Origin of the sequence: Oceanobacillus sp. FSL H7-0719 (assembly GCF_045040795.1) — a bacterium.
In the GTDB taxonomy this organism is placed as follows: domain Bacteria; phylum Bacillota; class Bacilli; order Bacillales; family Amphibacillaceae; genus Oceanobacillus.
Window position 1 is genome coordinate 3,180,758 of the sequence record NZ_CP150301.1, and the last position, 14,170, is coordinate 3,194,927.

Here is a 14,170-nt window from a genome sequence, read left to right on the forward strand (position 1 = left end):
ATAGGGACTGAATCATTGTCCCGGCTGGAGGGGAAAAGGATGGAAAAGAATATTTATGTTATTAGACATTGTGAAGCTATGGGGCAAGCTGCTGACTCACCATTAACGAAAAAGGGGTTTGAACAGGCGGAAGAACTTTCGATTTTTTTATCTAATAAGGCGATTGATAAGATTTTTTCCAGTCCTTATTTACGTGCCGTTCAATCGATTAAGCCTTATGCTGACAAAAATGAATTAGATATTGAATGTGATGACAGATTAACAGAACGTGTACTCAGTTCGACATACTTTCCGGATTGGCTGAAAAAACTTGAAGCAACATTTTATGACTTAGATTTAAAATATGAAGGCGGAGAATCCAGTAAAGAAGCAACTGATCGTATACTCCAATTCATAAACGATGTAGTAAAAGATGACAAAGAGAATGTACTTATTGTCGCACATGGCGGGATAATTTCTTTATTGCTCCGTCATTTTGATAATAAATTCAGTTTCAATCAATGGAGAAACTTAACTAACCCAGATGTTTTCTTATTGCAGCTTACAGAACAAAATGCTGTTTCCTTTGAACGTATATATCGGACATAAGAGACGGAATTCTAACTGTTTCAAACCGTGCATCTAGTTTAACCTCTATTGAAACTTTCCCCTCTATTATTCGTATAAAAAGTTAAAAGGTTATTTATGGGAGGAAGTTAAATGAAGAAACTTATAATGGGGATCTCTTTTATTGCACTTTTGGTAATTGGATTAGTTGCATGCAGTGAAAAAGAAGATGCATCATCGACACAGTCCGAAGAAGATGATTCTTCGGGAATTTCGGATGACGAAGTGGAAGAAGAGCAGACTGGAACGGATAGTGGTAGAACTTCCGAAGAGATTGTAACTGTGGAATCCTTTGGGGAAGTATTGCTGGATGGGAACTATAAACAGATTTACCAACAGACAAGCCAAGCGTTTCAAACCAATGTCACTTTTGAACAGTTTGAAAATCTAGCATCCGAATTTAATCAGGATGTTGGAAGCTTCGAGCTTGTTTCAGAAATGCCCCTGTTAGGAATGATGGAGTATCAATGGGTTAGTGACACAGGAGATAAAGGGATTCGCAGTTATTGGGCGGAAGACGAAACAATTGAAGGCTTGCAGCTGATGCCGATTAGCTCCTACCCGGAGAGTGATGCAGAATACACTAAAAATACGTATCGAATGCCGATTAACGAGGAATGGTTTACTTTTTGGGGTGGTACGAATGAATTGATAAATTATCACTATGCTGTTGAATCACAGCGCTATGCTTATGATCTTCTGATTTTTGAAGAAGACAATTCTTTCAATGGGGAAGCAACAGATAATGATAGTTATTATGCCTTTGGAAAAGATGTGGTAGCCCCCCTTGAAGGCACTGTTGTTTCTGTTGAAAATAATATTGCTGATAATACACCGACCGTTGACACAAATGCAGAAGAGCCACTTGGAAATCATGTGATTATTGAACATGAAAATGGTGAATATAGTGTACTCGCTCATTTTAAGCAAGGCAGTGTTGTTGTTAGTAAAGGTGAAGAGGTAAAAGCTGGTCAACTACTAGGCGCTGCAGGGAATTCGGGTAATTCGAGTGAGGCACATATTCACTTTCATGTGGCAGATCATGTGAAGTGGGAGGAAGCTAGATCCATCCGTATTAAGTTCGAAAATGGTGCAGAGCCAAGGCGTGGAGAAATAACGAGTGGTTTTTAATTAATGCTGCTATCTATTTTTTCTTACACTAAGGGGTGAAAAAGTGAATATTACGATATCAAATGAGATAAAGAAACATATTCCCCATTCAAAGTTGGGCATATTAAGGTATAAAATGAACGTGAACAAAAGCACTCCTGAGCTGCTTGGGTACTTTGAGAGTGTGATAAAAGAAATTGAAAAGAAATACGAAATGACAGATATTGCAAAAATCACACATATTAAGGAAACGCGAGAAGCCTACAAAGCATTAGGTAAATCTCCGTCACAGTATAGAAATGCTTCCGAAGCCATGCTAAGAAGAATTGTAAAGGGGAATGGTTTATACACGATTAATAATGCAGTTGAAATCAATAATTTAATTTCCGTCCTGTCTGGATATTCGATTGGGACATATGATATGGAAAAGCTTGCAGGATATATTGAATTACGCAGAGCCCCTGAAGGTGAACGTTATCAGGGAATTGGAAAAGCAGAAGTAAATATTGCAAACTTGCCTGTATTATATGATGAAGAAGGCCCATTTGGAAATCCGACGAGCGATAGTCATCGAGCAATGATGAAAAATGGTGAGAGGGAAGTAATTAGTCTTATCTATTCTTTTAATCGGGAAAAGGATGAGCTAAAAAAGTGGCTTGAAAGATACCGAGAGTTATTGCAAACCTATGCAGAAGCTGTGGATGTTACCATTGGAATTGTGTAGTTTAAAATAAAAGTCAAAAAGAGAGGTTAATGTCTTAACCTCTCTTTCTTCGTGTCCTTCTTCTGCTGTCATTGTGTACACACCTTATTTCTTAGAATTTAGTTGTTCCAAAATTTCAGGATGATTTAGCATTTTACTAAAACAATCGGTACAAGTTGTACTATAGAAAACTTTCTTTTCTTCATGTGTTACATGAATATGTTGTTTGAATCCTTTACACATATCTTATTCACTTCCTTTCTTCTGACACGCTCCTTTTCTCCGTTGTAGTAGTTGTGATAAACCAATTTTTTTGTGGTCTGTCCTTCATAAAAACAAAAAACTCCCTGTTCAATTGGAACTGCAAGGAGATAGAAAAACGCATAAAATATTCCTTTAACTGTATAACTATACCACTGTCGTGGATGTAAGTCAATAGATTCTGTGAAGAAATTGCAAGGGAAAGGAAGCAGACAAGAACCAGCGACTATCTATTCGCTGGTTCTTTTTATGGGAATATACCTTGAATAATTCAATGCATAATTTCCAGGCTTATTGGAAAGGTAGGAAAAGCATTGTGTCGCTAATAGTTTTACTGTTGATTGAACAATGAAGAAGAGGAACAGCATGGGCTGGGGTTTAATCCAATTCATTTTACTTGCATAGTTACCAAATTGGAATTGGCTTTTTGCGAAAGTATAGACGGAAGAAAACATGGAAAAAATCAAACAAAATGTACAAAAAACAACATAGAAATTAGTTAGTTTAGACAATGACTTTCCGTTTTATATCCCTTATAATTATATACGGAAAGATAAAGAAAGAATTCTCATGGAAATTTGTTTTCTCTTTTTTTGTTTAACATTATGTTAGAAGGGTAACAAGATGACAAACAGAAAAGCCAAATTAACAGCATTTTTCGTTACATGCATGAACAGTGTATTGTATCGGATTCTAAATATAAGTTATGGTATTGAATATGACTAAGGCGTATATTACTTTCATCAACGTTGATGGCTGCGATTGTGCGATGACTCACACATGATTGCAAGATGAATAGGGAACTGCTTCATAACCTTAAACGTATGCAGGCAATCGAAAGTCAGTAACTCTGAATTAGAGGAAGCTCAACAAGTATTTTACTGCCATCGAAAAAGATGGCGGGTTTTGGTGTGAAATAATGTTCCTGCTAATGATAGAAGGTATGTGACAATAAGTAGTGCCGTTAAATCAGTTGAACCTAGGTAAGCTGCCGGATGCAGGCGTATGAGGCTTAAAAGAGAAGGATGACCCAAGATTTGTACAAGGTAAGCAGCGTTTCAAATGGTTGGGTTTGTTTCATCAGTGTTGCCAGGAGAGACAGATAGCAGGGGAGGATTCAGATGCAGCGGTATCTGATTCTGCTCAATAAATGAGAAATAAGAGTTGTGTTTGTATGGGTTGGTTTAGGATGTACATAATAAAGATACTTGTACATTCTTGCAATAATTAGGTAGAAACAAAAAAATATATGAGGTGAAGATATGTTATACACAATTATTAAGAAAAACTCGTATCAAGATTCGATTAACCTTATGCTTTTAACGAACGAGGTATCAACTATCGAAGGTGTTAATAAAGTTCAAGTAATGATGGCAACACCTTCAAACAAAGACCTTTTCAAGGACGCAGGTCTTTATACAGAAGAATTAGAAGCAGCTGAATCAAGTGACATGGCAATCGTAGTAGATACAGATAATGAAGATAAAGTTAATGAAGTAGATGAAAAAACAGAGCAATACTTAAAAGACCAATCAATCAGCAGTGCTGCAGAATCATTCCAAACTGTACGTACTTGGAATAAAGCTTTAGATGCGCTTCCGAACGCAAACGTTGCACTTATTTCTGTTCCTGGTGAATACGCAGCAGAAGAGGGCGAAAAAGCGTTAGACAATAACCTGCATGTCTTCATGTTTAGTGATAACGTTGCTATGGAAGACGAAGCTAGATTAAAACAAAAAGCAAGTGAAAAAGGTCTATTATTCATGGGTCCTGACTGTGGTACTGGAATTTTAGATGGTGTGCCAATGGCATTTGCTAACGTGGTAAATAAAGGCCGCATCGGTATTGTTGGTGCTTCTGGTACTGGGATTCAAGAAGTGTCTGCAATCATTGACCGTTTAGGCGAAGGTGTCAGCCATGCAATCGGTACTGGCGGACGTGACTTGAAAGATGCTATCGGTGCAATCACAATGATGCAAGGTATTAAAGCGTTAGAAAATAATCCGCAAACAGATGTTATTGCAATTATTTCTAAGCCACCTGCTAAAGAAGTAAGAGACCAAGTGGTTGAATTACTTCACAGTGTAAGTAAGCCTGTAGTAGCTATCTTCTTAGGTGAAAAGCCTGAAAAACATGAAGGCAATGTATACCATGCATACACTTTAGCTGAAACAGCTCATATTGCAGTAGATTTACTTCGCGGTAATGAAATTCGCAAAGACAACTATGTAGGCGACTTCAAACACGAAGGTGTTTCACTAAAAGAAAGTCAAAAAGCAATTCATGGCCTCTACTCTGGTGGTACGCTTGCTTCGGAAGCAGCGGTATTGCTTTCAGATGCATTAGGACTTGGCTCTGAAATCACAAACGAAGAAGGTTATGTATTCCGTAAAGATGGACATGTAGTTGTTGACCTTGGGGATGACAAATATACACAAGGTAAACCACACCCAATGATTGATCCAGAAACACGCGCTAAATTCATTACTGAAGCAGCGAAAGACGAAAAAACGGCAGTTATTGTGCTTGACTTCGTTTTAGGCTATGGTTCACACAACGATATGGCAAGTGCTTTACTTCCAGCGATTACTGATGGAATTGCACATGCTAAATCTGAAGGCAGAGAGCTTTCTGTAGTGGCTTCTGTATGTGGTACGAAGAATGATCCACAAGACTATCAAGGACATATTACTCGTCTGAAAGATGCTGGTGTTATTGTGAAAGATAATAATGATGAGGCAGTTCGCACTGCACTAGACATTATTGGTCTTGCGGTAAACGATGTAGAAAAAGAACATGTTGAAGCTGATAAGACAAACGAAGATTTAACTATTTCTGAAAACATTGCTGAACTGGTTAATGATCGTCCACGTATTATTAACATTGGCTTGAAGAGCTTTACAGACGCAATTGTCGCTAATAATGTTCCGGTTGTACAATATGACTGGAGACCAATCGCAGGCGGGGACGCTAGAATGAGAAAAATCCTTAGCCTATTGAAATAAGTTTTAATTAGATTGTATGGTGGGGACGCGATATGTCCCCTTCTTTTAAGAACTATATAGTAATGTGTTTAAATTCAAGGAGGAATATATGATGAAATATAATTCAATCGATGAAGCAAACAGAGCCGTTATTGATAAAGTTGCTGGTTCGTCCCCGTTTTTAATTGATGTTGTACCAGCTAAAGAAAAAATTAAGGAATTCGAAGGCCGCAAGCTGTTATTACATGCAGGCCCGCCAATGAAATGGGAAAACATGACTGGCCCAATGCAAGGTTCATGTATCGGTGCAGCTTTATTTGAAGGCTGGGCAGATAATGAAAAAGATGCAGAGGAAATGCTTGCAAACGGTGAAGTTGAGTTCATGCCATGTCACCATGTTCGTGCAGTAGGACCAATGGGTGGAATTACTTCAGCAAACATGCCAGTCCTTGTTGTTGAGAACCGTGCGGAAGGTAATGAAGCTTTCTGTACAATGAACGAAGGTATCGGTAAAGTTCTGCGTTTCGGAGCTTATTCTGATGAAGTTATCAATCGTTTACAATGGATGAGAGATATCTTAGGACCAACAATTGCTAAAGCGTTAAAATTAACGGACGATGGTCTTAATGTTAACGTAATGATCGCAAAAGGAATTACAATGGGTGATGAGTTCCACCAACGTAATATCGCGACATCACTTATTTTCTTAAAAGAAATTACTCCATACATCTTAAAAGTTGAAATGGATGAAAAAGATCGCCAAGATGTCGTACAATTCTTAGCTGACACAGATCAATTCTTCCTTAACATCATGATGGCAGCTGCGAAATCAGTAATGGATGGCGCAAGAACTATTGAAGAAGGTACAGTTGTAACAGCGATTTGCCGTAACGGTGAAAATGTTGGAATCCGTATCAGTGGTATGGGTGATGAGTGGTTTACTGCTCCTGTTAACACGCCACAAGGTTTATACTTCACTGGCTATTCTCAAGAGGATGCAAACCCTGACCTTGGAGATAGTGCAATTACAGAAACATTTGGTGTTGGAGCGATGGCAATGATTGCTGCACCAGGTGTAACTCGTTTCGTAGGTGCTGGTGGATTTGATGATGCATTAGAAACAAGTAATGAAATGTCAGAGATTGTAATTGATCATAACAGTAACTTTACAATTCCAACATGGGACTTTAAAGGAACTCCACTTGGAATTGATGCTCGTAAAGTAGTTGAAACTGGTATCGAGCCAATTATTAACACAGGTATTGCCCATAAGAAAGCTGGAGTGGGTCAAATCGGTGCAGGAACTGTTCGTGCTCCAAGAGCATGTTTTGAAAAAGCGATTGAAGCATATGCAATTAAACTAGGCTTAATCTAAATGTACGCCAAATCTCTTTATAAAGTAGAGGAATATAATCGTAATATTCCTCTCCTTTTTTCAGAGTATGCAAAAGGGCATGTCCATAGTAAGTTTAACAATGGTTTTAACGTGCAGATCGAAGATGCTCTCATTTTCATCGGCAGCAATAAAAGCGGACAGCTTCCATTTTCGTTGATACTGGCACTCGATGAGGTTCATGAAATATTATCTCAAATAAGCATGAATGATCCGGTCTTTTGGAATAATAAAGAGGGAGTGTTAACGATAGATGAAAGTTGTGGTATTGTGTTTTTAGAAGGGAAACCATATGATAACAAACTAGAGAGAATCCCTGGCAGTGAACAAGCTTTAATAAATCAGCTCGAGGTGTTATTGATTGCAATGGCAGCAAATGATGAACCAACTGGCATGAATCTTGATATCAGTGATTTTATGGAGCATTATGTAACTTATCAAGAGAAAACGGGTAATGCGTATGATGCTTACTACGAACTGATGGATATACTTTATTCGGATGATGAAGCAGAAGTTGAACGTGTGCTCCGTTACTTTCTTGGAAGAGGGAAAGGCGGAACGCCGACAGGGGATGACCATATTATTGGTTTAATGGCCATTCATGCTGTTACTGAAACTTGGACGCCGCTTATTCCAAAAGTGCTTTCCAGGTTGATTGCGAACGAAAAAATTACAACAGATGTCAGCATAGAATATTTAAAGTATGCTCTAAAAAGCCAATTTGGTTCACCGGTTATTGCTCTAATTCAGGCAATGATAGAAGGAAATGAACAAGATATTCAGGAAAAGATAATTAATCTATTGTCAATGGGTCATAGTTCTGGTCTTGATACAACATATGGCATCATGCTAGGTCTTTTGGCATTGAGGAGGAAAAATAATGGGTGATAAAGTAGTCGTAGCTCTAGGCGGTAATGCAATTTTACAACCTGGCCAAGAAGCAACTTATGAGAATCAACTAGAAAACGTACGCAGAAGTGCAGAAGTAATTGCACGTATTATTAATAACGGACATACTGTTGTTGTAACACACGGTAATGGTCCACAGGTTGGAAACATCTTAAGACAGAATGAAGAAGCAAAACACGTTGTTCCTGCATTGCCTTTAGATGTTTGTAGTGCAGAATCTCAAGGATTTATCGGTTATATGCTTGAGCAAACATTAAGAAATGAGTTACGTAAATTAAACAATGAATCTCCAGTAGTTGTTACTCTAACTCAAACAGAAGTTTCAGCTGATGATCCTGATTTCCAAGATCCTTCAAAACCAATTGGTGTTTTCTACAGTGAAGAAGAAGCAAACAAGCTAGCTGAAGAAAAAGGCTGGATTGTAAAAGAAGATGCTGGAAGAGGATACCGTCGTGTTGTAGCTTCACCAGAACCTAAAACAATTCTTGGTTCTAAAGCAATTGGTCAATTAACAGATGCTGGTTCAATTGTTGTTGCTGGCGGCGGCGGTGGAGTACCGGTTGTAAAACAAGAAGATGGTACGTACAAAGGAATCGAAGCGGTAATTGATAAAGACCGCAGTGGCTTCAAGCTTTCAGAAGAAATTACAGCAGATACTTTCATGATTTTAACTGACGTAGAAAACGTTTATGTTAACTATGGCAAACCAGATCAAAAAGCTTTAACAGAAATTACTTTAGCAGAAGCTAAGCAATATGTTGAACAAGGTCAATTCTCGGCTGGTAGTATGGGACCTAAAATGGAAGCAGCAATTAACTTTGCTGAAACTGGCGGCAGAGCAATTATTTGCTCACTTGATAAGGCTGACCAAGCAATGGAAGGCAAATCAGGTACACATATTATTGGTTAATAAATAATAAAGGATGGGGTGTATTACTTGTGCCCCATCCTTTTGAAATTAGATTTCTTTAAGAAATTCCAGAATCTCGTTAAACGCAGCTATTACAGCTGGATTGCTCATATTTTCATCAAACTGATGTTTCCCATTCGGAATGGTAACCAATTTGTTTTTTACCTGATGTTGTTCTAATGCTTCTTGCATTTTAACAGATTCGTCATAAGGAACATCTTCATCAGCATCACCATGAAGCAGTAATGTTGGTGGAAAACTGTTATCCACGAGATTAACTGGGCAATATTGTGATAAATCGGTTGAAGCGGGATCTGTTACAAATTCCGGCCAAACTCCTTGCTGACGGCAATACAGGTAAATTGCATAGCGTGCGGTAATTGGTGCTTCAGCCACTTCATTTTTTCGAATAAGCTGATTCGCTAAAGCTTCATTTACTTTCGGCATTGTATTGAAATAATCGCTCGGAGTGCTGTACCATTCACCGAGGATATTTCCGTATCCATAAAAGGAAATAATTGCGTTTGGTTTATTCTCAAATGTGCCTGTCATTAAAGCAAGATAGCCTCCAGCAGAATTGCCAATGACGATTACTTTATTGTGATTATAATCAATATGCTTAGGCAACTCTTCTTTAACCCATTCAAGACTATCGCGAATATCATTTACAATTTCAGGCAGCTTTGTTTCGGGGGCTAAGCGATAAGCAATGGAGAGCACATGATAGCCGTTATTAATGAATAGCTCAACTTGTTCCTTGTTAATATCTTTGCGTGTTCCCCAAATTAACCCGCCGCCATGAATATATACGATTAATGGTGCAGCTTTTTGTTCTGTTGGGAATAGCTCTGCTTTAATTTCTACATCGTTTATTTGTTTATAAGTAAATGTATTTGACATTTGTAGACCTCCAATAGATGTTTAACTTTTTTAGATATCTTAACAGCTGAAGTGTTACAGATAGTTCCATGATATCAAAATGGATTACTAAAATACTATCACAAGAATGGATAAAATTATATTCCAGCTTGTCCAATTGTAATACATTATATCTTTAGAAAAAAGTATCGTGTAAAGAGATGATGAAATAACAAGTTAGAAAAGGAGTTTTAACATGCGTGAAATTTATAATGCAAAGGATGTATCTGCTTCAGGTCCATATTCACATGCGGTAGATGCAGGTGAATATGTCTATTTTTCTGGACAAACTGCTAAAAACCGCTTGAATCCTGAAAATAATGTGGAAAATGAAGATATCGTTTCGCAGACGAAACAGTGTTTTACGCACTTGTCTTCTGTTTTAAAAGAAGCAGGCCTTACAGAAGCAGATGTAGTTAAGGTGAATGTGTTTTTAACGAGTATGAAGTACTTTGATGATATGAATGGTGTTTATGAAAACTTCTTCCAGGCACCATACCCGGCAAGAACGTGTGTAGCTGTTTATGAATTGCCGCTTGGTGCAGATGTAGAAATTGAGATTATTGCTAAAAGATAAATCACAGCAGCCAATCTAAAATTAAAAACCCAGTCTTCAGACTGGGTTTTTAATTTGCTTACTTATCAGCTAGAATTTTACCATCTTTAAAAATGGTATTACCGCCGACAATTGTTGTTTTTACATTACCCTTAAATGTTTTACCTACATATGGAGAGTGCTTATGGCGGTAGAAGAGATCCTCCGCTTTTAATTCAAAGCTTTCGTTTAGGTCGACTAAAATGATGTCAGCGTCATATCCTTCTTCCAATGCCCCTTTCCCTTCCAGGCCAAAGCGTTTTGCAGGATTTGTCGCTGTAACTTCTACAATTCTTTCTAATGGGAAATCACGCTTATGATAACCTTCAGTTAAGAGTACGTTTAATGTAGATTGAGCACCGGAAATACCTCCCCAACCTTCAAAGAAATTATCTGTAATATTTTTCATATCTGCGGGAGCTGGTGAATGGTCGGATGCAATCATATCTATCTCATTGTTGGCTAATGCTTCCCATAGCCCGTCGACTTCTATCTGATCTCGCAGTGGTGGAGCGCATTTGGCGACTCCGCCTTTTTCCTCAAGATCTTTTACAGTTAAAGTTAAATAATGTGCACAAGTTTCAATAGAAGCATCAACACCGCGTTTTTTAGCATCATTAATTAAATCTGTAACCTTTTTGCTGCTTGTATGAACAACATGAAGCTTACATCCTGTTGCTTCTGCATAAGAGATAATTCTTCTTACTGCTTCGATTTCAGAGATAATAGGACGAGATTCGACGAAGTCTCTTGCGCTAGTTTTTCCGGTATTTATCTTATCCTCTTGTAACTGTGCGCAAATTACCGTGCTTTCAGCGTGAACTGCAAGAATTGAATCGAATGTAGCAATTTCACTCATGCCTTTATATAATGTTTCATCATCTGCATTATCAAAGTCATCAATACCGCTTGGAGACATGAATGCTTTAAAACCAATAACACCGTTGTCATGTAATTCTTTTAAGTCATCAATATTCTGTGGTACAAGTCCGCCCCAAAAATAAGAATTAACAACAGACTTTTCGTCAGCTAACTTGCTTTTATTATCTAGGTTTACTTTGTTAATGACGGGAGGAGTACTATTTAATGGCATATCAAAGAATGAAGTTGCTCCACCTGCAGCTAAGCTGCGGCTTCCAGTAGCTAACCCTTCCCATTCTGTTCTTCCTGGTTCATTGAAGTGGACGTGCGTATCAATTACACCGGGCATGACGTGCAGTCCAGCGGCATCAATTTCTTCTTCCGCAGTATCCCCTGGTAATGATGTAGCGGAAACTTTACTAATCTTTCCGTCTTTTACAGCGATATCACCTTGAAAAATGGAATCCTTTGTCACTACTTGTCCATTGCGAATGATTAGATCATAAGCGTTCATTTGTTTTCCTCCTTCGTTAATCATCGAAATATACTCCTTCACTTTTAACGTAAAGAAGTTGTGTGATAATGAGCATTTAAATATATAGATATGGAATAACTCAACATTATTATTGTAATCGGATTTCAAAATAAATCATTGGAAGGAATGGATAAAAAATATAAAAAAATTTAGATTTATGATTCTTATAGCTCCCTCTTTCTAGGTGTGTTTTTGTGTATAATACAGCTCGAGAATGTTATAATGTAAGGATGGGGAGAGAGACTTTCACCTTTAATATTTCCCTTGTTTATCAAATTTAAACGAAGTATTGTACGTTTAAATTTTATTGCTTAAAACTTATCGATTAATCATATATACGCTTGTTATTATGTAAAACTTCAACTTCGATGTGAGTAGGCATGGCAGCTAGAATTAGGATAAAATGAAAAGGGGGTTACTGTATAACGTGGATTATACAATAGAAAATCTATTGAAGATTGATGCATGTAAAAATGCATCTTATATTGGTGATAAAGAAGGACTATCGAATAAAGTCACAGGTATCACGGTTGTTGATTCTCCTGATATTTCTTCTTGGATTAAAGGAGGAGAAGTAATTGTAACAAGTTTCTTCCCTATAAAAGGGTTTTCAGAGAAGGAAATGGAAGTGTGGACGCAGACCTTAGCTGAAAAAGGAATAAGTGCATTGATTGTTAAATTGCGTGATGTCTTTACGGATATTCCGAAAGTTGTTCTTCAGGTCTGTAAGAAGCACTCAATTCCAATTATCAAAATTCCTGAAGATACAGCCTTTATAGATTTGACTTATCCTGTTATGGGACAACTATTTAATCAACAAGTAGAAAAGTTGAAATACTTTAAAGAAATCCATAGCCGATTTACCGAACTATCATTGCAGAACGTCGGCAGTGATACAATTATTAAAACGCTTGAGGAATTAATAGGCAACCCTGTAACTATTTATAATGATTCATTTCAGAAGATCGCTTCTACTAATTCTGATGTGGAATTATTTTATGATCTCGATAAAGAGCAAGTAGAAGAAAGAAACTTTGATACAAAATTTCCTATTTACCGCAGGATGGTTGTTTTCCCGAAACTGCAAGAGCGAGAGTGCGAACAAATTTTAGTGCCAATTAAAACAATTCAACAAACAAAGATTAATCTTGTTGTAAGTGCAGTGAATAAAGATGTGCTGGAATATGATTTTATTGCAATCGAGAATGCTGCTACATCTTTATCATTAGAACTGGTAAAACAAATTGCGATTTCAGAAGTAGAAAAGAAATTTAAGAACGATTTAATCGATGATTTAATTTCGGGGAAAATTAAAACAATGAATACGATTTATGATAGGGCAACTACAACGCAATTTGATACAGAGGCAAAATACAGTGTAGTTATATTTAATCTAAAATCGAAACGGCCGATAAATCTTCAAGAGGAATATGTTGAACGCCATAAGACACTGCAGAAGCACTATGAACTGTTAGCGAACTCTATTGACTTTTATTTGAGTGGCGCAATTATTCGTGACCGTGTGGATGAAATTATCGTTCTTTGGAAAGTGAATCAGAAAATAGAAAATCATACTGTGGAAATAAACAAGATTAAGCAGATAATCAAGCATATTCGCGGCAAATTTAAAGCTTCCGTGAAAGATTATGCAGTGCAGGTTGGTATTGGAAATATATCTAAATCTATCTTAGACTTGGCTCAAAGTTATAATGAGGCGCAGGATACGTTGAATATTGGAAAAACATCAAATCAGGGTGATTTTATTATATCTTTTAACGATTTAGGAATCTATCGTTTGCTCTATAAATTTGATGACTTGCATCAACTGAAGGACTTTATTCCAGCTAGTTTGCAAAAATTATTGGATTACCGTAAAGCGAATAAAGACGCCCTGATTGAAACCTTAAATGTTTTTCTGCAATGTCAGCAAAATATTGCAAAATCTGCTCATCTGCTCTATGTCCATTATAAGACAGTAACTTATCGGCTGGAACGCATTAAAGAAATCACTGGTATGAACCTTGATGATTCAGAAGAAATGCTTTCTGTACAAGTTGGTCTAAGAATTATTGATGTGCTTAAAAGAAGTTAATCAATACTTGTTTCGCTGGAAGTCGACAGCGAGCTGCTAATTCATTGTTTGCTCATGTTGTTTTTTGATTTTATGCAATCAAATACAATCTAAAGTAGCTCTGCTATACGTAGTTTATATGATGACTTTAATATAATAAGGACAGCAAATAAACTTATAAAAAATCAACCAGAAAAGTGGTTGGTTTTTTAATTTGAGGGAACAGTAAAATAGAGAACTGTGTTTCGGTGATAATTGTTTACTACATTTGATAAAAAAACATGCATTATTTATCCTGATTACACATAGAAAGT

At 37.1% G+C, this 14,170-nt stretch carries 11 protein-coding genes; 9 read left to right on the top strand and 2 right to left on the bottom strand.

Going from position 1 to position 14,170, the window contains the following annotated elements; genetic code table 11:
• Positions 1-39 precede the first annotated feature (39 nt).
• The 7 genes from NST93_RS16280 (at position 40) to arcC (ending at position 8,876) form a co-directional block, all read left to right on the top strand.
• On the top strand, positions 40-588 hold the full coding sequence (locus tag NST93_RS16280; protein WP_405098830.1) for a histidine phosphatase family protein: 549 nt from the start codon (positions 40-42) through the stop codon (positions 586-588).
• 111 nt (positions 589-699) lie between these two features.
• The gene (locus NST93_RS16285; RefSeq protein WP_405098832.1) at positions 700-1,737 is read left to right on the top strand and encodes a M23 family metallopeptidase; all 1,038 of its coding nucleotides are present in this window, start codon (positions 700-702) and stop codon (positions 1,735-1,737) included.
• Between the two features lie 43 nt (positions 1,738-1,780).
• The gene (locus NST93_RS16290; RefSeq protein ID WP_405098834.1) at positions 1,781-2,440 is read left to right on the top strand and encodes a B3/4 domain-containing protein; all 660 of its coding nucleotides are present in this window, start codon (positions 1,781-1,783) and stop codon (positions 2,438-2,440) included.
• A 1,502-nt stretch (positions 2,441-3,942) separates the two neighbouring features.
• Positions 3,943-5,685: an acyl-CoA synthetase FdrA gene (gene fdrA, locus NST93_RS16295; RefSeq protein WP_405098836.1), complete on the top strand. Its 1,743-nt coding sequence runs from the start codon at positions 3,943-3,945 to the stop codon at positions 5,683-5,685.
• A gap of 91 nt (positions 5,686-5,776) precedes the next feature.
• On the top strand, positions 5,777-7,039 hold the full coding sequence (locus tag NST93_RS16300) for a DUF1116 domain-containing protein (protein WP_405098838.1): 1,263 nt from the start codon (positions 5,777-5,779) through the stop codon (positions 7,037-7,039).
• A complete protein-coding gene (locus NST93_RS16305) occupies positions 7,040-7,945 on the top strand; it encodes a DUF2877 domain-containing protein (RefSeq protein ID WP_405098840.1) in 906 nt (301 codons plus the stop codon).
• Entirely contained in the window at positions 7,938-8,876 is a 939-nt protein-coding gene (arcC, locus tag NST93_RS16310) for a carbamate kinase (protein WP_405098842.1), read from the top strand. Before NST93_RS16305 ends, arcC begins: the two co-directional genes overlap by 8 nt.
• A gap of 48 nt (positions 8,877-8,924) precedes the next feature.
• Here arcC and NST93_RS16315 read toward each other — a convergent pair whose 3' ends face one another.
• Complete coding sequence (locus NST93_RS16315) at positions 8,925-9,776, bottom strand: alpha/beta fold hydrolase (RefSeq protein ID WP_405098844.1); 852 nt, start codon at positions 9,774-9,776, stop codon at positions 8,925-8,927.
• Positions 9,777-9,990: 214 nt separating this feature from the next.
• Between NST93_RS16315 and NST93_RS16320 the strand changes: the two genes are divergently transcribed.
• A complete protein-coding gene (locus NST93_RS16320) occupies positions 9,991-10,371 on the top strand; it encodes a RidA family protein (RefSeq protein WP_405098846.1) in 381 nt (126 codons plus the stop codon).
• Positions 10,372-10,429: 58 nt separating this feature from the next.
• Here NST93_RS16320 and NST93_RS16325 read toward each other — a convergent pair whose 3' ends face one another.
• The gene (locus NST93_RS16325; protein ID WP_405098848.1) at positions 10,430-11,788 is read right to left on the bottom strand and encodes an allantoinase; all 1,359 of its coding nucleotides are present in this window, start codon (positions 11,786-11,788) and stop codon (positions 10,430-10,432) included.
• Positions 11,789-12,212: 424 nt separating this feature from the next.
• Between NST93_RS16325 and NST93_RS16330 the strand changes: the two genes are divergently transcribed.
• Positions 12,213-13,877 (top strand): PucR family transcriptional regulator, encoded by a 1,665-nt coding sequence (locus tag NST93_RS16330; RefSeq protein ID WP_405098850.1) that lies wholly within the window; start codon positions 12,213-12,215, stop codon positions 13,875-13,877.
• Positions 13,878-14,170: the final 293 nt, after the last annotated feature.